Raw genomic sequence first — 20,391 nt, 5'->3', positions numbered from 1 at the left:
CTCTGGGGTAAACACTGCCGCAAACTTGCAAACGCAAGCTATTACTGGTGTGGATCTAACCCGTGCCGCCTTTATGCAAACAGCGCCAATTTTTCAGTACTTCTTAGCCATCGCTGTAATAATGTTCGCCTTTTCAACGATGATCTCATGGTCATATTATGGCCTAAAGGCTTGGACCTACCTGTTCGGTGAAGGTAAAGCTGGCGAAATGATATACAAACTTATCTTTTTGGTCTTCGTTATTATCGGTACCATCGTACAGTTTAGCTTTGTTATCGACTTCTCAGATGCAGCTTTATTTGCGATGGCCATCTTTAACATCATCGGTTTGTACTTCTTAATGCCAGTTGTGAAAAAAGAGGTTAATTCTTTCGTTGCTCGTGTGAAAAGTGGCGAAATTAAAAAGTATAAATAATGGGTTTGATTGAATACTGTATTATAATTTGATAATTAACAAAGCCCGTCAAGACTAATCTTGGCGGGCTTTTTGATAGCTAGCACTCGTTGTTTGTTAGATAGCTATTCATTTAGGTAGAAGCTGTTTGTGCAATATTGCCAGTTTACGAAAAAACCAGTAAGCTTAAGCCCATATCACTTAGCCTGTGCTTATTAAGCGGTGGATTAACATAGGCATTAGTAAAAGGATGGTTTGATGACACTACGTATTCATGCACTGTACCATGTTGATTTCGAAGCGCTCAGTCATATTGAGCATTGGGCAGACAGTCAAGGTTATAGCGTTACTGTCACGCGTTTTTATGAAAACGATCCATTACCTTCTCAAGACAGTTTTGATTGGTTGGTGATTATGGGTGGGCCAATGAGCATCCATGATGAAGTTGACTTTCAGTGGCTAGCCGATGAGAAAGCCTTTATTAAAAAAAGCATTGAACAAGGAAAAACAGTCGTCGGTGTTTGTTTGGGGGCGCAGTTAATAGCAGATAGCTTGGGAGCAAAGGTTGCTCCTTCAGGTGTAAAAGAGGTTGGTTGGCTACCCATCCAATTGACCAAAGAGGGGCTAGAGCATCAGCTACTAGAAGATTTACCAAAGCATGAATTTACAGTTTTTCATTGGCATGGCGATGGTTTTGAGTGTCCTCAAGGTGCGACTGCAATTGCAGAATCAAACGCTTGGGCCAATCAAGGTTTTATCTATCAAACCCCAAAACATAAAGCGTTAGGTACATGGGTACTTGGGTGGCAATGTCATTTTGAAGTCACTAAAAAAAGTATGGTAGATATGGTGATGCATGGACAGGACTACATACAAGATGCTATTGCTGAATATCCTCACACCATTCAGGCGGGTGATGAAATCATCATGCTAGGGGACACGCATATCGCAGATAACAATGCATGGCTGTCTACAATGCTAGATAATTTAGTGAAATATGATTAATGGTTTGTAGACGATAGCAGTCAGGTATCAAAGAAAATACTAAAATTTTCAGAAAAGAATCTAAACTGTTAAATATTAGCTGTATGACTTAATTGAGCTGAATAAAAACCGCTTGGCGTTTGCTAGGCGGTTTTTGTTTTCTAATGAGACCAATATGTAATCGGTGACCACGTGTTTATTTTGATAATGTGTCAAGGTGTCAAAGCACCTTATCAAGTACATCTGTGATATCAGCCACCAAGCTGATTTAAAGCCAGCGCCAATATAAGACCTATGGTTGTACTGATACCAGCCCAATGATTACTGCGTTTAAAAGCAGTAGGAAAAACCTCAGTCGCTAGCGAGGCAATGACGGCGCCTGCAGCAAAGCTATTGATAGCACTAATAGTGGCATCATCGGCATCTTTTAGTAAGACTTTCCCCAAAATAGCGGCCACTGATAATAAAGCAGCCGCACCGATCCATAGCATCAGCACCTTTTTATTACTGACGCCATTGTTACGCATCTCCTTTGCCCCGCCTGCTGCTTCTGGCAAATTAGACAGTAATATAGAGCCAGCCAGTGCTGCTACCTGCATGACGTTTCCGCTAATCAGTGCTACGCCTAACGCTAGGTTTTCTGGTACGCCGTCTAAGGTAATAGCCGCTAATAGTCCTGATCCACCGTCGGCATTTAACTTTTCATCAAGCAAATAATCCACACCAGCAAACACCAAAGCACCTAATAACGTAAAAGCAGCTGTTATCCAAAGGCCACTATCAGTGACAGCGGGTTGGACCAGCTCAATAACCACCGATATCATCAGGGCACCGCCTGCTACTGCTAGTAAGTTGCCTTCTAGCCAGCCAGGTAGACGACCGTACAGCCCCCAAAGCGCACCAATAATAAGCGCGCCTGATACGACGATAATTACTGCAAATATCAACATGATATGATTTAACTCCTTTGACTACTGTATTGATAACAGTGAATCGTTTTTATCTCATTATAGGTTGCGTAACAGCTGAATCTCACTTGCGCGACTATCACCTTTAGTCAGTCAACATACAAAAGAAAACCCCAACCATATAGGTTAGGGTTTGGTACGACTGCTAAAGCAAGTCATCAATCTTTACATAATTTGATATTACATAAACGGCAGTTTCGTAAATATCTGCAATACCGTCGCATTGACGATATCAACAAAGAAAGCACCTACCATCGGTACGATTAGGAACGCTTTAGGCGAGGGCAGATAGCGATCAGTGACCGCCTGCATATTGGCAATCGCAGTCGGCGTTGCACCCATACCAAAACCGCAATGACCAGCTGATAGCACCGCAGCGTCGTAGTTTTTACCCATGACTTTGAAGGTGATGAAATAAACGTATAGAATCATCACAAACGTCTGTACCAGTAATATTATGAGTACAGGGCCTGCCAAGTCTGTTAGTTCCCACAGTTTCAATGATAACAGTGCCATCGCCAAAAACAGACTCAATGATGCATTACCAATCACGTCAATAGCACGATCAAACATGTCAAAATTAAAAATCATGGTTAATGAGTTACGTAGAATCACACCGCCTGCTAGCGCCCATACAAAAGTAGGTAACTCAAACGACGTACCTTCGGCAACCAATGTCATCAAATCAGCAAATGCTAATGCACCTGCAAACAGCGCTAAGGTCTCGATAGTTGATGAGGCGGTAATCAGACGAATGTTATCAGGTTTTTCAAACATTTCCTGAGTACCACTGTCATCGTTTTCGCTGTGTTTGGTACTGTATAGGGATTGTTCTCCAGCGAGTTTTTCGACGTCGCTTGGATTCATATTAGCGGGTGCAGGTTTTAACCCAAGTTTATTGATTAATCTGCGCGCAACAGGACCACCAACGATACCACCTGCGACCAAACCATAAGTAGCCACGGCGATACCTAGTGTCGTTGCACCAACCACACCATATTCTTGCTCTAAGACAGCACCCCATGCACCAGCTGTACCGTGACCGCCAGTTAATGCGATAGAGCCTGTGACGAGTCCGAGCAATGGATCAAGTCCTAATGCGCTAGCCATGGTTACGCCGACGGCATCTTGCAATATAATAAATACCGACACCACAATAGTGAATATCAGTAGGGGTGTGCCACCTGCTTTTAGTCGACCAAAATCAGCACTCAGACCGATAGAGGCAAAGAACATCAGCATAGTAGCTGTCTGTAACCCTTGGTGAAAATTAAAGCTGTAGCCCCAAAAAAAGTTAAGGGCATACACGATAACCGCAGCAATCAAGCCACCTGCTACTGGCTCTGGAATATTAAAATCTTCTAAAAATTTAACTTTTTTGACCAAAAATCGTCCAAGCAATAGCACCAAGGTGGCAAAGATTAGGGTGTAATAACCATTTAGGGTAATTTCCATGGGTTAATCCTTTCTATAAAAATAAATTAACCTGAATTTGAGATAAATATGGCTTTATCTCGAATTCAGGTTTGTCTAATGATGATCGACTAAGTGTTATTTGTAGATGGCATGATCACCCATAACGTTGGCTGGCCAAAATCTCTATAAGCATCTTCGATGATACTTTTGAAGGTATTAAAATCTTCTGTATCTATTTTTTTGATAGCTGTTAGATCTAACGTTAAGTCGGTAACATCGCTGTCTGTTAAGCAATCCCATGCACTGTCCCAGTTGTGTGAATAGTAGCTAGGAAAATCACAGGCGTATCCTAAACTTGTTAATAGTGTTGTCTTGTTCAGTATGTCATCGATGACTATGTTAACAGCCTGTGTTGGAACGCTAGCGTTTAGTGCTGTACCGTTTTGGTTACTGTCTTGTTCGTTATGTTGGTTGCAGTTTTGATTAAGGTAGTGAATGGCTTGGCTCATATTATTTTACGTCCAATTTTTTGAAGCTGTCATAATGGTCAACGGTTAAGTAATAGACCGTCGGTGGATTGCCACCAGTGACGATACGCCTTGCACCGCGGTGTGATACGCCAGGAATGGGTACGGTGTATTCGCGATAGTAGCCTTGAGACTGGGCAGGTAGCCTACCTTCTCGGTTGTAAAAGCTGGTGCCATCTTTATTGGGATAAGGAAATGGCCCACCTTGCTTGATCAGCATGATGGTCTTATCTATTTGTGCGTCACCCGTGACGGAAGAGGCTGGCGCTGAATTTGAGCCGCCTGATGAATTTTGAGATATAGCGGTGGGCGCTGCGCTATCCGAAAAGGCAGTCGACTTTATATCATCAAAGAAATAAAACGCGACTGCGATAATAGCGATGAGGCTAAATAAAGTAGATAGTGGGCTTTTTTTGTTTCGATTGCTATTGTGCTGGCGAGTATTTCGGTTGTTATGCGTATTTTGTGTGCTTGTATTATTGTTATTCGAGTGATGCTTAGGAAGGCTCGTTTCATTACTGTTTTCAACACTGTCTTGAAGACTGAGGTTAGTAGACGTCACTTCTGTTGCGCGCAATTGTTTTTTTTCATTACGTTTGCTATTAAAGTAAACGGATTGTCCCTCTGCGATGGGCTGTGATAATCGTACGGTACTGATATGAAAAAACACGTCTTCACTTTGGTTGTCTACGTCAATAAAGCCATAGCCCTTGTCTTTATTCCAATGTTTGATTCTGCCACTCTGCATGAGCCTACTGTCCTATCGCATGTTTGTGTTATGGTGCAAAATTACGGTTGCGCCGCTTATATAACATATTCATCTCTAATAAAAAAACGTCAGCAATCGAGCTGACGTTTTTTGTGGATTATGCTGTCTGTGAATTATACGGTAAGTCAGCAGATAAGTGCTAAGTTGAGTCAATACGCTATAAGTTAAGCGCGCGTCTCGCCATGACCATAGACGATCCATTTTTGTGAGGTCAGACCTTCTAGCCCGACAGGGCCACGCGCATGGATTTTGTCCGTTGAGATACCAATCTCAGCGCCGAGACCATATTCAAAACCATCAGCAAAACGGCTAGAAGCATTAATCATTACACTCGCTGAATCCACTTCACGAATAAAACGTTGTGACTTGGTATAGTTATCCGTAATGATGACGTCGGTATGATGACTACCATGCGTATTGATATGTTCGATGGCTTCGTCAATCCCTGCCACTATTTTTATCGCTAGGATAGGCGCTAGGTATTCGGTATCCCAATCATCAGAGGTTGCAGCTGATAGATGACCTTCAAGTTTAGCATTTTGATTTAGAATAGCTTGTGATTTGTCATCAAGGCGTAGTTGCATGGCATCATCTGCGTCTACAATAGCTTCTGCAATTTGTGGCAGTAACATCTCCGAAACCGTTTCATCTACTAATAAAGTTTCCATTGTATTACAAGTACCGTAGCGATGCGTTTTGGCATTGACGCTGACTTTGATGGCAATCTCAGCATCTGCATCACTATCGATAAAGGTATGGCAGTTACCATCTAGATGCTTGATGACAGGGACTTTGGCATCATTACTGATACGTGCAATCAGACCTTTACCGCCACGTGGCACGATAACATCGACATATTCAGTCATGGTAATGAGCTCGCCTACGGCCGCACGATCGGTTGTCTGTAGCACTTGTACGCTATGTTCAGACAGATCTGTATGACTAAGCCCTTGTTTGATACATTTGGCAATGGCTTGATTAGATTCAAAGGCCTCAGAACCACCGCGTAAGATAATGGCGTTACCTGATTTAAGCGCCAATGATGCCGCCTCTAGTGTTACGTTAGGACGTGACTCATAAATCATACCGACCACACCCAGTGGTACACGCATTTTACCCAAGTGAATACCAGATGGGCGATAGGTCATGTCAGTCACTTCACCAATAGGATCAGGAAGACCAGCAACGTCTTTAAGTCCTTGGAGCATACCGCTGAATCGCGCTTCATTTAATTCAAGGCGATCAAGGAGTGCGCTATCAAGGTTGTTGTTTTGACCGTTTTCCATGTCGATTTTATTGGCAGCCAAAATGTCTTGTTTGGCATTGACTAGCTCATCATGAATGGACATGAGTGCCGAGTTCTTATCACCAGTGTTGGCCGCAGCGAGTGTGCGAGAAGCAGCTCTTGCTTGCTTGCCGACAGACTGCATATAGGTCGTAATATCCAATTGACTCATAAATTACTTTCCTTATGTAATACAGGTTTCTATAAATAAAGGCGCCCAATTTTATATAGGTAAAAGTACCTAAAAGGCGAAAATGTCGCAAAAAAAGAAGTTTTGAACGCCTACTTAGATAGCGATAGGGCATTATGCTATTTAACATAGAGCAGATGAGGTCGATAGTAAAGTTGATTTTGTGAACAGCATTTGTTTTATAAGGTATATATGAGCATTGTTTTATGCTGCTTTACTGATTTTGTTCGAGTACGGTCATGACCTATCGTTTGTTAAATCTCGGCGAAAAAACAAATACATCATTACATGCTTTCAACAGAAATGCGTTGTAAGTACTAAGGTAGTCACGACCAATCGTTAGTATAGTGAGTTTAAGGTTAAAACTTTTAGAGGTATAGCTTTCAAGAGCATAACTTTTAAAAGTATAAATAATTACGATGGACGGAGTATTAAAATGACTATTTTAAATAATTATATCAAAAAAGACGGGATGCCTAAAAGCTGGCTAGTGATTGGCTTAGTTGCGGCGACGTTGGCATTGAGTGCCTGTGGTAAAGATGAGGCACCTATGGAAACTGAGCCAACAGCTGATGCACAAACAGCGGTAGAAGAAGAGGCTACTGCCAGTAATGCTGATGATATAGCGATTGCTAGTGCTGATGAGGATATGGCAGTGGGCGAAAACGATGATGTTGCAGTAGCGACTGCAGATGATACAGAAATGCTAGACGGTACCGAGAGTGAAGAGCATGTCTCGACTTACTAACACGTCTCGACTGGCTAATCGACTGACTAAGTTGTTACCAACAAACATGCTTTAAACAGATAAGGTAACGCCTCGTTCGCTAAAGTGATAAAATAAGGCTCAGCGCTGTAAATGCGGTCTGGGCTTTTTTATGTCAACTACTTAGGGCGTGTCTTCAATTCACCTGATAGTCATCTAAATGGGCTAAATCTTGCCAAACATCGTCAAATAATTGGTTAATATCCTGATATTATCTGCGTTATTTTTCTTGTTTGACGGCAATTTATCTCATTTTTATCACCATTTTTGAAATGAAGACATGCCCTAGTGATGCATAGTTGATGACTGATTGGCTTACTGGTTAAACACAGGGTTTGCCTTTTTACTGTGGAATAAGAGACAATATGTTGCTTTGTTTGACTATATAAGCTGAGTTGCCGCTTATGTGTTATACCGCATTTTTATTCGTGTTTTCATTCATATTTATTGGAAGTCTGCTAAACCATGCCTGATATTGAAAAAAATCCGACTCGGCCTATCGCCTTAGATTTACAAGACATCCATAAAAGCTATGGCTCATTGGCAGTGCTAAAAGGGGTCTCCCTGACCGCATACGATGGTGATGTTATCTCGATTTTGGGCTCATCTGGCTCAGGTAAATCAACCTTGTTGCGTTGTATTAATCTGCTTGAACAGCCTAACCAAGGCCGTATCATCATTGGTGATGACGAACTGATGCTAAAGCCTGCTAAGTCAGGCGAACTACAAGCAGCAGATACGAAGCAATTAGAAAGCTTACGTGCGCGCGTGGGATTTGTCTTTCAAAACTTTAACCTATGGCCACACAAAACGATTTTGCAAAATATTATCGAAGGGCCCACGCAGGTCTTAAAAATTAAAAAAGCCCAAGCCATTAGCGATGCTGAAAAACTGCTTGATAAAGTGGGCCTGCTTGATAAGAAGGACGCTTACCCAGCGAACTTGTCAGGTGGTCAACGTCAGCGTGTTGCTATTGCTCGTGCCCTTGCTATGCAGCCGCAAGTGCTATTGTTCGACGAACCAACCTCTGCTCTAGATCCTGAATTGGTCAACGAAGTGCTCGCAGTCATGCGTGAGCTAGCAGAAGAGGGTCGAACCATGCTTATTGTCACGCATGAGATGCGTTTTGCCCGTGAAGTATCAAGTAAGGTGGTGTTCTTACATCAAGGCGTTATTGAAGAAATTGGCACTCCTGAACAAGTCTTTGACAATCCTACCTCCGAGCGTGTTAAAGACTTTATGGCGTCACATCGTCCAAACTAGGTATTAATCCAAACTAGGTATTAAGTAACCACTGTCTTAAAATATTTTAACGATTAATAATGCGTGTTTATGAGTATTTAACCTATAAATACCTAGCCTGCGAATACTTGGTTTATAAGTACCTATGTCTATAAATATCTGTGTCTACAAATATTTGTGTCTATAAGTATCTATGTCTATAAATATTTAGCCTATCCAATGCATCTATTCAAACAATAGGGTGGTAAAGCGTTTATCATCCTGTTGTCATGTTGGCTACGAAAATTACTGTTACGTAAATATCGTAAACCATTTATTACTCAATAATAACAGTCCGTATGCAAAACGTTTGTTTTTGATATTCTACTCAGGTATTATCGAAAGGTTCATAGGTGGTCAATAATAACGGCTGCCTGTCTATCTATTCTGCTATCTATATTGCTTGTCTGGCAGGGACGTCAGAGAACAAAATATCAGAACCCTAAGTCAGAAAATCCTGTCAAAAACTTATGTAAAACCCATTAGAATTTAAGGAATGTATGATGTCGAATTCTCGCCTATTGTGGTCGTCAATGACCGTTACCGCAGCATTGATGTTGAGTGCTTGTAGTCAACCTGCCAATGAAACTGCCGATACCAGTGCTGATGCCCCTGCAGCAGAAACGGCTGGCAAGACCATTCGTATTGCAACCGAAGGTGCTTACCCTCCTTTTAACTATACCAATGCTGATGGCAGTTTGGCTGGCTTTGATATCGATGTTGCCAATGCTTTATGTGATCAAATGCAAGCCAAATGTGAAATTGTGGCTCAAGATTGGGACGGTATTATTCCAGGTCTATTAGCGCAGAAGTACGACGCTGTTATCGCTGGTATGTCGATTACGGCAGAGCGTCAAGAAAAAGTAGATTTTAGCGAACCATATTTTGCGAATACCATGGTATGGCTGACAGATACCAATGGTGGCTTTGATCCTATGGCGATTGAAAACGTAACGCTTGGTGGTCAACGCTCAACCACGCCTGGGGCTTATCTACAAGATAACTATGAAGGTAAAGACGGCAATACCGTTCAATTATATGATAACTATGACAACGCTTATTTAGACCTGAAATCTGGTCGTAGTGATGCGGTATTGGCTGAAAAAGTCTCTGCAAAATCATGGTTAGTAGATAACTCAGAAGGCTTTGGTATCGTCGGTGATGAAATTGATAACGATGACAATATTGCCATTGCTGTCCGCAAAGATGATGCACTCAAAGCAGAGTTTGATAAAGCGCTTAGCGAAATCCGTAGTAACGGTGAGTTAGCGCGTTTAGAACAAGCCAATTTTGGCCAATAAAGTTGTGTGTCTAGAGAATATAAACCAATATAGTAAAGGATAGTAAAAATGACAATTTCAATGACATCATCAATGGGCAAAAAAGCATTGTGGCTAGCACCGCTTAGCGCAGCAATGCTTATGCTGGCTGGTTGTAACAATAGCTCAGCACCAACAGAAAGTGCAGAAGCTGATACCGCTAGTGAAGCGCCTTTGGATCTTAAAATTGCGACAGAATCAAGCTTTAAGCCTTTTAGTTATACCGATGCTGAGGGTAATTTAATTGGTTATGAGATTGAACTGGTTAACGCCTTATGTGAAGAGATGAATGCAAAATGTGAAGTTATCTCTCAAGATTGGGATGGACTGATCCCAGGTCTAAATGCACAAAAATTTGATGCAGCCATTGCTGGTATGTCTATCACACCTGAGCGCAAAGAAGTGGTCGATTTTAGTGACCCATATTTTCACAGTGGTATTATCTTAATCGGTAAAAAAGGTGATGATATTAGTGTCGATGAGCTAGCAGGTCAGCCAATTGCATCACAGCGTTCAACTGTTTCATCGCAGTATCTGCAAAACGAGCATGACGATGCTGATATCAAGCTTTATGATACTCAAGACAATGCCTATCTAGATCTGACATCAGGTCGTGTGCGCGCGCTTATGTCTGACAAAGTGGTAGGCGTTGATTGGTTAAAAACTGAAGCAGGTCAAGAATACGAAATCAAAGGTGATGAGATCAGCACCGATGATGATGCGATGGGTATTGCATTCCGTAAAGGTGATCCATTAGTCGCTAAATTTAATACAGCATTGGCTGAGCTAAAAGACAATGGTACTTATGATCAAATCACGGGCAGCTATTTTGGTACTAGCTCAACAGCTGCAGCGCAAGAAGCAGTGGCTATTGAGGACACCGATGTGATGGTTACTGAGGAAGAGCAAGCAACAAATTAATATTGCTGCGCTTTACATTGCTCATCTCTGTTTTATGGTTTTTGATGAACAGGGATGAGTACTATCTGATAAACAAATCATCAAGGATGATCATGAATAAGCAATTTGACCAACACAATGCTATCTCGAACGCATCAGCCATCAGCAATATCAAGGCACGACGATTTTCAGTACCTTTTGTGACGATGACCATGCTTTTGGCGTTAGCTGGCTGTAGCAACGGTCAAGATGATGCTCATGATAATGTCAATCAAACTGCTACTGAGGCAGACACCGCAGGTGAAGTGTTGCGTATTGGTACTGAAGGTGCTTATGCGCCTTTTAACTATACCAATGCCGATGGCACGCTTGGTGGTTTTGATATAGATATTGCCAACGCTATCTGTGATGATATGCAAATGACTTGTGAGATTATTGCACAAGATTGGGACGGTATCATTCCCGGTCTAAAAGCAGGTAAATATGATGCTATCGTCGCCGCTATGTCTGTGACCCCTGAGCGTGAGCAACAAGTCAGCTTTACAGAGCCGTACTTTAGCAATACGTTGGTTTTTTTAGCCAAAAAAGACAGCAGTTTTGATCCCAGTAATAGTAATGATATCAATACAAACTCTATTGCGGCGCAACGCTCAACCATTTCTTCGCAATGGTTTGAGGAGACTTACCCAGACGCTAATATGAAGCTTTATGATACGCTGAGTAATGCGTTTTTGGATTTGGGTTCCAACCGTGTTGATGCGATGGTATCTGATAAGTTGCCAGCACTAGAGTGGCTTGGCTCAACGTCAGGCAGTCAGTATGCGCTCAAAGGTGAAGAGATTGATATCAATGACAACTTTGCCATTGCGGTACGTCCAGGCGATGAGTTGCAAACGAAGATTAACCAAGCATTGGCTAATATCAAAGCTGATGGTACTTATGATGAGATCAATCAAAAGTATTTTGGGATACCAGAAGCTAGTGCTACAGAAGCTACTGAGACGGCTACGACAGCAGATTCTGTTGAGTAATTATCGGTGATGTAGTAAAGCAACCGTTAGAGCAATCGCATTTAATGAGTTGGCTTTTGAGATAGTTTAATCAGTAAAAAGGGTATGACCATCATGGTGATACCCTTTTTTTATTTTTCTAAAAAATAGTTTGCTACTGCTAATGTTGACTGTGTAGTTTGCGAAATGATGCCTAGTTATGTCTTTTTTTTAGACGATAAGAGCCTATTTAGGTGCTGCCTTTACATGTGAGTATTAACATAGTTTGCAGCGAATATGATAAAATCAGCGCTCATTTCTACTGTGTCAATTTTAGTTGCAATGATTGTATCTCTCTGACATCGATATATGATGCAAAGTGCTTATACCTGATTTGGTATAAAATACAATTGTTAGCAGCGTTCAGCCATTGATGCTGATTCTTTTAACTCATATTTTGCAAATTGCTAATATAAAGAGACTGAGTGGATAATTGTGTTTGATTTACAAGGATTTGGCGCGCTATTACTAAGCGGCGCTACCGTCACCATCAAGCTCGCTGTAACCAGTTTAATCATTGGTATGGCTTTGGGGTTGCTCGGTGCCACTGCCAAGCTGTCTAATGTCTGGCTGCTACGTAAGCTTGCGACGGTATATACAGCCACCATGCGCGGTATTCCTGAGTTGCTGCTAGTGCTGTTTATCTACTACGGTGGATCAATGCTGCTGATGACCATTCTCAAAAAATTCGGCTATAACGAATATGTTGAGATTAGTGCCTTTTGGGGTGGCGTCATGGCGCTGTCTATCGCTTTTGGTGCTTATGCGACTGAAATTTTTCGCATGTCCATTCAAGAGATACCGATAGGACAGGGTGAAGCAGCGCAAGCGATTGGTATGCGTCCATTTCAGACGTTTTATCGCATCACTTTGCCGCAAGTATGGCAGATTGCGTTGCCAGGATTGGGCAATTTATTTTTGGTGTTGCTCAAAGATACGGCGTTGGTCTCAGTCGTGGGTCTCAAAGATATTATGTATCAGTCCTCACGTGCCGCGCAGTCAACGCAGCAGCCGTTTACCTTTTATATGGCCGCCGCGATTATTTATTTGGGTCTGACCATGTTGATTACTGGCTTTATGATGTGGCTTGAATGGCGTGCCAATCCAGCAGCACGCTATGCTAAACAGCTGAGCCGTCAGTCAACTCACCGTCAATCGACCATAGGATAGAGGAGAGCTACTATGGATTGGAATTGGCAGGTCATTTTTGACCATATCCCTGACTTACTAGGTGGTGCAGTACTGACTGTACAGCTGGTTGTGATTTCAGGCATTATCGGACTGTTTTTCGGTTTGATCTTAGCATTGCTACGCCTATCCAAAAATTGGCTAGTACAAGTACTTCCGTTTCTTTATATTTTCTTTTTTCGTGGTACGCCGCTACTGGTACAGATATTCCTGATTTATTACGGCTTGGGTCAGTTTGAGGCTGTGCGTGAGTCGTTTCTGTGGGAGCCTGTGCTTAGCCAAGCGTATTGGTGTGCCATTATTGCCTTCACGCTAAATACCAGTGCTTATTTGGCAGAAATCATTCGTGGTGCGATTCAGAACATTCCTGTTGGCGAGCTTGAAGCAGCTGATGCAATTGGTATGTCAAAATGGCAAAAGCTTACACGCATTACCTTGCCTCGCGCCTTTGGTATCGTGATTCCAGCCTACAGTAATGAAGTTATCTTTATGCTAAAAGGTAGTGCCTTGGCTTCCACTATTGCCTTGATGGATATCACAGGTGTCGCACGTACGATTAGTGCGCGCACCTATACCTTGATGGAGCTGTTCTTTGCTGCTGGTATTGTGTATCTTCTGTTGTCATGGGTGATTTTATTCAGCTTTAGATTGTTTGAAAGAAAGCTTAATCGCTACATGACTTATGTGCCACCAGATGTCACCACCCGAACCATTCCGTAGTGGTTATAGTGAACTCTATATTTACTGTGTTTTTGCACGTAATGGCTATTGATATCTTTGTATGAAAGGCTTATAACTGTCAATAATAATAATTATTGTGAGAGCTTATTATGAGTCAGTCATCTACTGCGATTGGTAAAGTGGTTTGCGTTGGACGAAACTATGCCGCGCATGCCCACGAATTGGGTAACGAAGTACCTAAAACCCCCATACTTTTTATGAAACCTGCCTCATCAGTGGTGACTATTGCTCACCACTCGACCAACCAAACCGTTCTACGTCCAAACTCTGAAACCTATGGTGATACACACTATGAGGCAGAGCTGTGTATTCAGTTATCTACAGATTTGCGTGCTGCTACTATTGAGCAGGCTAAGCAAGCGATTGGTGGTGTAACACTTGGGTTAGATTTGACTCTACGCGATCTGCAAAGCAAGCTTAAAGAAAAAGGTCAACCATGGGAGCGTGCAAAGTGTTTTGATGGTGCCTGTGTGTTAGCAGATTGGGTCGACCCACAAGCCTTTGGTGATTTTAGCAACGTAGAGTATCAATTGTATATTAACGATACGCTAACACAAGATGGTGACAGTGCTTTGATGCTGTTTCCGGTATATGAGTTACTGGTCGAAATCAGCCATGCGTTTAGCTTGCAAGCAGGTGATGTGATTATGACGGGTACGCCAAGCGGTGTTGGTATATTGCACGCAGGTGACCGATTAAAACTAAAGTTAGGCGAGCATGAGTGGCAAGCAGTAGTAGAATAACTACTCCTTTAAAACGCAACTTTTCAATACACCTCTGCTATAAAAAATCCCAAGTCATGACTTGGGATTTTTTGTTTTCTATCATCAGTGAAGTCTTACCATCAAAACCTATTATCAAATCTGTGCTATCAGACCTAGGCTGTCAAACCTGTGTCATTAAATCTGTGTCATTAAACCGTCATCTAACGTTCAACATATTGTCATGAATGCTAAGTAGGATAGCGGCTACTTCATATTTTTTTGGCGCTGTTAATAGCAATGCCATGATGTTTTTTATGACAATCCAGCCGAATAGCAAGGTGACTGATAATGACCCTATTAAATAATAAGCAAGCAAACAACAAGCAAATCAATAATGAGCAAATAAATAACAAGCAAAATTTGGCTCATGAAGTTGTAGAAGATTCTAATCCTACCAATAATATGGATTTTCAAACCATTATCAGTCGTCGCTTGAATCGTCGTAGTTTATTAAAAGGTGGCACAGGATTAACCGCTGCCGCCTTTTTTGGTGCCTTGCCATTGGTTGGTCATACTAAAGACGCCAATAGCACCATGACGGTTCGTAATGGTGATGATGCCGCTGTGCCAGCACACGGCGATCGAAGCCGCCCAGAAACCTTGAAATTTACTGCCGTGGCGCATTCGACCGCAGCAGAAATGAGCGTGGCAGATGGCTACAAGGCAGAAATGATATTGCCACTGGGTACGCCGCTTATGTCAGGCATCGCAGATTGGAAAGACAATCGCGAACAATCTGCTGAATCATTTGATTGGCGTATGGGTGATAACCACGATGGTATGTGGTTTTTTGGCAAAACAGGTAACAACTACGATGTCAAAGCCTCTGAAAGTGGGCTGTTGGTCATGAATCATGAATACGTAAACAGCGCTGAATTAAGTCCATTTGGCTACGATGTGAAAAAAGACAGCAGCGCCGAGCCTATTTTTCAAGAAGTTCGCCGAGCCACTGACGTGCGCCGTGAGGTCAACTGTCATGGGGTTTCTGTGGTTGAGATGAAACGCCGAGACAGCGGCAAGGGTTATGAGATGGTACGCGACTCTAAATACAATCGCCGTATCACCAGCAGCACAACCTCACAACTAACAGGCCCTGTGGCTGGCTCTGATTTGGTCAAGACTAAATTTGACCCCACTGGTATGAAAACGCGTGGCATCAATAATAACTGCGGGGCAGGGTTGTCGCCTTGGGGTACATATTTGACGACTGAAGAAAACTTTTTGGGCGTATTCGCTCGCGGTAAAGATGCCAGCCAGCTAAGCGCAGCTCAGAATTATGGCCGTGAGCGTTATGGTGCAAAAGAAGATCATGCTACTTGGGGTTATTTGTGGCACACACCCAAAGCAGCAGACGCTACCATGACTGATGAATTTGCGCGTTGGAATATGACCGTCGCAGGTAAAACGGCTATGGATGACTATCGTAATGCGTTCAATACCTTTGGTTATATCACTGAAATTGACCCATTTGATAAAAACGCCATGCCGCGAAAACGTACAGCATTGGGTCGTTTCGCTCATGAGAACTGTGCGTTTGCGCCTGTTAAGCAAGGTCGCCCTGTTGTGTTTTACATGGGGGATGACTCACGCGGTGAGTATATTTATAAGTTCGTATCTAAAGCCAAGTGGTCAAAAAGCGATATCGGTGGCGGCCTAAAAGCGGGTGACAAATACATGAACGAAGGGACGCTATATGTTGCAATCTTTAACGAAGATGGCAGTGGCACATGGCAGCCATTGGTTTATGGTCAAAACGGATTAGATAATACCAACAGCGTGCTACCATTTAATGGTCAAGATGACGTATTAGTATTTGCGCGTGCAGCTGCTGATGTGCTGAGTGCCACGAAGATGGATCGTCCTGAATGGGTATCGGTCAGCCCCGTTACTGGTGAAGTGTATGTAACCTTGACCAATAATAAAAACCGCGGTGTCGATGACGATCAGCCTGTTTCAGCCAGTAACCCGCGCAGTTATGACGTGGATGGTAAAGCTGCTGGTAATGATAATGGTCATATTATCCGCTGGGCTGAAACCAATGGCGACCATGCCGCCACCAGTTTTGAATGGGACATTTACCTATTTGCTTCACCTAGTGATAAGTCTGCAGAAAACCTATCAGGATTGAATGCCAATAATGATTTGTCTTCTCCAGATGGTTTGTTTTTTGACCCGCGCGGCGTATTGTGGATTCAGACGGATGACGGCGCGTATACAGATACCACTAATTGTATGGTTCTAGCTGCACTGCCAGGTAAGGTTAATGATGGGTCAGTTAAAATAGCTTCGACAGGGCAGGATACTCGCCTAGGCTTGGCCGCGACTGATGACAATCTCAAGCGTTTCTTTGTCGGCCCTGAAGGTTGCGAAGTGACAGGTATCACTATGACACCAGATTTTAAAACCTTGTTTATCAACATTCAGCATCCTGGTAATGCTTGGGGTGCCGTCAAAGGCGGTAGCACACCACGATCTGCTACGGTAATGATCACCAAAAATGATGGTGATGTGATATTAGCAGAGTCGTTCTCGTAAATTATTGACGCTATATAGAACGAATGATAGTGATGTAAGCTTGACTTATTCATTAATAAAAAATCTCAAGCAATGGCTTGGGATTTTTTTAGATTCAGTATTAAAAAAAGACAAGTAACATCAACTGCCTATCAATCCTTTCCAACAATATTTCCTAACAATAAATACAATTCAAAACTCAATGATTTTCTTCTATTTATGCTGTTTAAAGACTAGTATAGAAACTTACCTCTTTGCTAAATGTGCCAATACAATGAGTGTTATAAACAACGTGATGAATAGTCCGGATGGTTGTCATGATGACCATATAAGTCATGGAAGTACTGGTAGTAATGCTTGTGTGCGTCATGAGCTTGAAGCGCATTTTGCCTCAGAGACTGATATGCCAGCACACAGCGATGTGTATGAGCAGATAGATCAACTGGAAGCCATCGATGTGGATGAGCTGGTGAAACTATTGGCAGATGATGGTCATAAAACGACGGTGAAGCCAGTTGCTTTGGCTGAATTTTTTGAAGGGTTGGCACAGCTGGCGACTACGGGTGTGGTGGAGGTGACCGATATTGTAGAGGCTATCCATCGCGAAGTAATTTTGCGTCCTTTGGGCCGTTTCAATAAAAATCATATCAACAATTGGCAACGCGGTATTACTGGGCGTATTTATGGCACGATACGTCAGGTCATGCTGATGGTAGGTAGTAATCTGGCATCAGTGTTAAGAGTCTATCAACGCATTGTTATGCAAAAACAAGTTCAGCCCCTGCCTGATTCATTAAAAAAACTCGTCAATGTACTTAACGGTGTCATGGGTGATCATCTCGTTAATAATAAAAATCCACTGGCTGTGCCAATGATGCTATACGATAGCGAAGGCACACCGCAGTGCGAAGTCCCGTTAGGACAAGAAGAGCTATCAATACAGAAGGAGCAGTCAGTACAAAAAGAGCTATCAGGACGTGTTGTCATCTTATGCCACGGTCTGTGCATGAGCTATTTGAGCTGGCAATCGCAAGAGGGCGATGGCTTAGGTGATGCAATCAAACGCAGTCAACCAGATACCACTGTGCTATACCTCGATTACAATACAGGACGTCGTATCTCTCACAGCGGCCGACAATTCTGTCAAATGTTACAAGGTTTGGTCGACCGTAACCCTCATATCAGTCAGATAGATTTGGTTGGTCACAGTATGGGCGGTTTGGTCTCACGTAGCGCGCTGTTTTATGGTGAGCAAGATCATTTGGATTGGGTGAAACGTGTCGGTAACCTCATCACCTTAGGCTCGCCACATCACGGCGCCGTGCTAGAGCGTATTGGCAATTATGTGCAAGAAATCATCGGAAAATTACCATTTGCTGGTTCACTTGCCAAGCTTGGGGATATGCGCAGCGCTGGTATTATTGATCTGCGTCATGGCAGTATTCGAGACGTTGATTGGAAGTCGTTAGAGGGACGTAGTGTGCTACCACAAGACTTTCGTCATCCTACAGGTTTGCCGAGTGGCATCAAAACCTACTTTGCGGCGAGTGCTCTGGTCGAGACGCATTATGAGTCGAAGATGACAGATATGTTGGGTGATGGTTTGGTATCGGTAGCTTCTGCGCTGGGTGAAGATGATAGTGAGCATGCGCTGTTTGTGCCAGATGGTCATAAAGCGGTGTTTTATGGTGTGAGCCATATCAATTTAATTCATAGTAGAAGGGTGCGTGAGCAAGTGGTCGCGTGGTTAGTGGGTAATGGTCAGCGCGACTATACGGGTGAAGATCGGATATATTCTTATCCTAGAAGTTGGGGTGTGGCGGGATAGATAGGTATGTTTCGAATTCAATTCATAAATGTGACTATATTTAATTGAGAGGACGAGTAGCATATCGGCTAATTAAATTTCTGGTGTTTTAAAGAATTTTAAGTTTTTTTCGGGCTATCTACATTAATAGCTAAGTATATATATACGAGACCATCCCGAATTCTGTGTAACTGCCATTTAGATTAAATGCTTACTGATACGATCATCAAACATTATCATAAAGCGATTAAGAGCAGACGTCCAGTTACGGATTGGCATCGACCATTTTTTGGATGCCTGCTGAGTGGCTAAGTACACCACCTTGAATGCGGCTTGATCAGAGGGGAATACCTTACGCTTATTCACCGCCGTACGGATAACACTGTTTAGCGACTCTATCGCATTGGTGGTATAAATCGCTTTTCTAATGTCTTTAGGATACTCGAAGAACACCGTTAAGCCCTCCCAATTGCTGCGCCAAGACTTGACCACGTGCGGGTACTTATCACCCCACACCTCATCAAAGTACTCAAGGTTGGCCTCTGCTATCTCAAGCGTATCAGCGCCATAGATAGCCTTTAAATCAGCCGCTACTGCCTTTTTATCCGTCCATGGTACAAATTTCATGGAGTAACGCACCATGTGTACGATACACAGCTGAACCTTGGCTTTGGGATAAACGGTATTGATAGCATCAGGGAAGCCTTTTAGACCATCGACACAGGCAATGAGGATATCTTGCACTCCGCGATTTTGTAGTTCAGTGAGTACACCAAGCCAGAACTTAGCGCCCTCATTCTCTGATAGCCACATACCAAGCAGCTCTTTCTTACCGTTAAGAGCAACACCTAGTGCCAGGTAGATAGCCTTGTTGATGATTTGTTTGTCTTGGCGCACCTTGACGACGATGCAGTCCAAATAGACGATAGGATAGACGCTGCTCAGTGGTCGGTTCTGCCAAGCGGTGATGTCGTCTAAGATATTATCGGTGACTCTTGAAACCAATGTACTTGAGATATCTACATCGTAGAGCTCTTTGATGCTCTCTACAATCTCGGTGGTGGTTTGACCTTTGGCGTAAAGGAATATGATCTTGTCATCAAGGCCTGAGATACGACTTTGATGCTTACGCACTAACGCAGGTTCAAAGTCACCATTACGGTCTCTTGGGGTGGAGATTTCAAGATCGCCTGTGTCACTGCGAACTGTCTTTTTAGTGTGCCCATTGCGCTTATTTGGCTTGTCTGCCTTTTCATGCTTGGGGTAGCCGAGATGGTCTTCCATCTCAGCTTCAAGGGCAGTGTCGATAAAAGATTGCATGAGCTGCTTCTGGAAGTCTTTGATGTCATCAAAGCTTTTCATGCTACCAGCCATTTGCTCAGCCAGTTTTTTAATGTCAGATTGAGTAGTCATTGCTTATTCTCCTGTTATTGGATTATAAGCAGTTACACACTTTTTAGGAAACTCCCATATATACTAGCAATCAAAACCCATGTTTACCTTTCACAAACTTTATATCCTCATCAATT

18 protein-coding genes are annotated in these 20,391 nt (G+C 42.8%); 12 read left to right on the top strand and 6 right to left on the bottom strand.

The window, feature by feature from the left end:
- Both ACT3SX_RS08130 and ACT3SX_RS08125 read left to right on the top strand, forming a co-directional pair.
- A partial coding sequence (locus tag ACT3SX_RS08130; protein ID WP_444753220.1) for an alanine:cation symporter family protein occupies positions 1 to 415 on the top strand: 415 nt, incomplete at its 5' end.
- A gap of 237 nt (positions 416 to 652) precedes the next feature.
- Positions 653 to 1,399, top strand: coding sequence for a type 1 glutamine amidotransferase (locus ACT3SX_RS08125; protein WP_192520462.1), 747 nt, complete (start codon positions 653 to 655; stop codon positions 1,397 to 1,399).
- Between the two features lie 230 nt (positions 1,400 to 1,629).
- On the opposite strand, the gene ACT3SX_RS08120 is transcribed toward ACT3SX_RS08125, so the two are convergent.
- The 5 genes from ACT3SX_RS08120 to ACT3SX_RS08100 form a co-directional block, all read right to left on the bottom strand.
- Complete coding sequence (locus tag ACT3SX_RS08120; protein ID WP_192520463.1) at positions 1,630 to 2,328, bottom strand: ZIP family metal transporter; 699 nt, start codon at positions 2,326 to 2,328, stop codon at positions 1,630 to 1,632.
- Positions 2,329 to 2,526: 198 nt separating this feature from the next.
- Positions 2,527 to 3,801 (bottom strand): sodium/glutamate symporter, encoded by a 1,275-nt coding sequence (gltS, locus tag ACT3SX_RS08115; protein WP_442069700.1) that lies wholly within the window; start codon positions 3,799 to 3,801, stop codon positions 2,527 to 2,529.
- Between the two features lie 89 nt (positions 3,802 to 3,890).
- Complete coding sequence (locus ACT3SX_RS08110) at positions 3,891 to 4,271, bottom strand: barstar family protein (protein ID WP_192992133.1); 381 nt, start codon at positions 4,269 to 4,271, stop codon at positions 3,891 to 3,893.
- A 1-nt stretch (position 4,272) separates the two neighbouring features.
- On the bottom strand, positions 4,273 to 5,037 hold the full coding sequence (locus ACT3SX_RS08105) for a ribonuclease domain-containing protein (protein ID WP_192992134.1): 765 nt from the start codon (positions 5,035 to 5,037) through the stop codon (positions 4,273 to 4,275).
- Positions 5,038 to 5,222: 185 nt separating this feature from the next.
- On the bottom strand, positions 5,223 to 6,515 hold the full coding sequence (locus tag ACT3SX_RS08100; protein WP_192992135.1) for a glutamate-5-semialdehyde dehydrogenase: 1,293 nt from the start codon (positions 6,513 to 6,515) through the stop codon (positions 5,223 to 5,225).
- 454 nt (positions 6,516 to 6,969) lie between these two features.
- Between ACT3SX_RS08100 and ACT3SX_RS08095 the strand changes: the two genes are divergently transcribed.
- The 10 genes from ACT3SX_RS08095 (at position 6,970) to ACT3SX_RS08050 (ending at position 18,883) form a co-directional block, all read left to right on the top strand.
- Positions 6,970 to 7,281 (top strand): hypothetical protein, encoded by a 312-nt coding sequence (locus ACT3SX_RS08095; RefSeq protein ID WP_192992136.1) that lies wholly within the window; start codon positions 6,970 to 6,972, stop codon positions 7,279 to 7,281.
- A gap of 483 nt (positions 7,282 to 7,764) precedes the next feature.
- A complete protein-coding gene (locus ACT3SX_RS08090; RefSeq protein WP_192520501.1) occupies positions 7,765 to 8,562 on the top strand; it encodes an ABC transporter ATP-binding protein in 798 nt (265 codons plus the stop codon).
- Positions 8,563 to 9,080: 518 nt separating this feature from the next.
- Positions 9,081 to 9,881, top strand: a complete 801-nt coding sequence (locus tag ACT3SX_RS08085; protein WP_192992137.1) for a transporter substrate-binding domain-containing protein — start codon at positions 9,081 to 9,083, stop codon at positions 9,879 to 9,881.
- 48 nt (positions 9,882 to 9,929) lie between these two features.
- Positions 9,930 to 10,820: a transporter substrate-binding domain-containing protein gene (locus tag ACT3SX_RS08080; RefSeq protein WP_192992138.1), complete on the top strand. Its 891-nt coding sequence runs from the start codon at positions 9,930 to 9,932 to the stop codon at positions 10,818 to 10,820.
- Between the two features lie 185 nt (positions 10,821 to 11,005).
- Positions 11,006 to 11,830: an ABC transporter substrate-binding protein gene (locus tag ACT3SX_RS08075; protein ID WP_192992144.1), complete on the top strand. Its 825-nt coding sequence runs from the start codon at positions 11,006 to 11,008 to the stop codon at positions 11,828 to 11,830.
- Between the two features lie 453 nt (positions 11,831 to 12,283).
- Positions 12,284 to 13,018, top strand: a complete 735-nt coding sequence (locus tag ACT3SX_RS08070; protein WP_192992139.1) for an ABC transporter permease — start codon at positions 12,284 to 12,286, stop codon at positions 13,016 to 13,018.
- 12 nt (positions 13,019 to 13,030) lie between these two features.
- On the top strand, positions 13,031 to 13,756 hold the full coding sequence (locus ACT3SX_RS08065; RefSeq protein ID WP_192992140.1) for an ABC transporter permease: 726 nt from the start codon (positions 13,031 to 13,033) through the stop codon (positions 13,754 to 13,756).
- A 110-nt stretch (positions 13,757 to 13,866) separates the two neighbouring features.
- Positions 13,867 to 14,520, top strand: coding sequence for a fumarylacetoacetate hydrolase family protein (locus tag ACT3SX_RS08060; RefSeq protein ID WP_192992141.1), 654 nt, complete (start codon positions 13,867 to 13,869; stop codon positions 14,518 to 14,520).
- 423 nt (positions 14,521 to 14,943) lie between these two features.
- Entirely contained in the window at positions 14,944 to 17,076 is a 2,133-nt protein-coding gene (locus tag ACT3SX_RS08055; protein ID WP_226945103.1) for a PhoX family protein, read from the top strand.
- 253 nt (positions 17,077 to 17,329) lie between these two features.
- Positions 17,330 to 18,883 (top strand): esterase/lipase family protein, encoded by a 1,554-nt coding sequence (locus ACT3SX_RS08050; protein WP_226945101.1) that lies wholly within the window; start codon positions 17,330 to 17,332, stop codon positions 18,881 to 18,883.
- 177 nt (positions 18,884 to 19,060) lie between these two features.
- Here the strand turns inward: ACT3SX_RS08050 and ACT3SX_RS08045 are convergent, their stop codons facing one another.
- Positions 19,061 to 20,275 carry an IS256 family transposase gene (locus ACT3SX_RS08045; RefSeq protein ID WP_442069698.1) on the bottom strand — a complete coding sequence of 405 codons (1,215 nt, stop codon included), beginning with the start codon at positions 20,273 to 20,275 and terminating at the stop codon, positions 19,061 to 19,063.
- Positions 20,276 to 20,391: the final 116 nt, after the last annotated feature.

Source organism: Psychrobacter sp. AOP31-B2-9, from assembly GCF_052378005.1.
Taxonomy (GTDB): domain Bacteria; phylum Pseudomonadota; class Gammaproteobacteria; order Pseudomonadales; family Moraxellaceae; genus Psychrobacter.
Note: the sequence above shows the minus strand (reverse complement) of the source record. Positions and strands in the feature narration are given on the sequence as shown.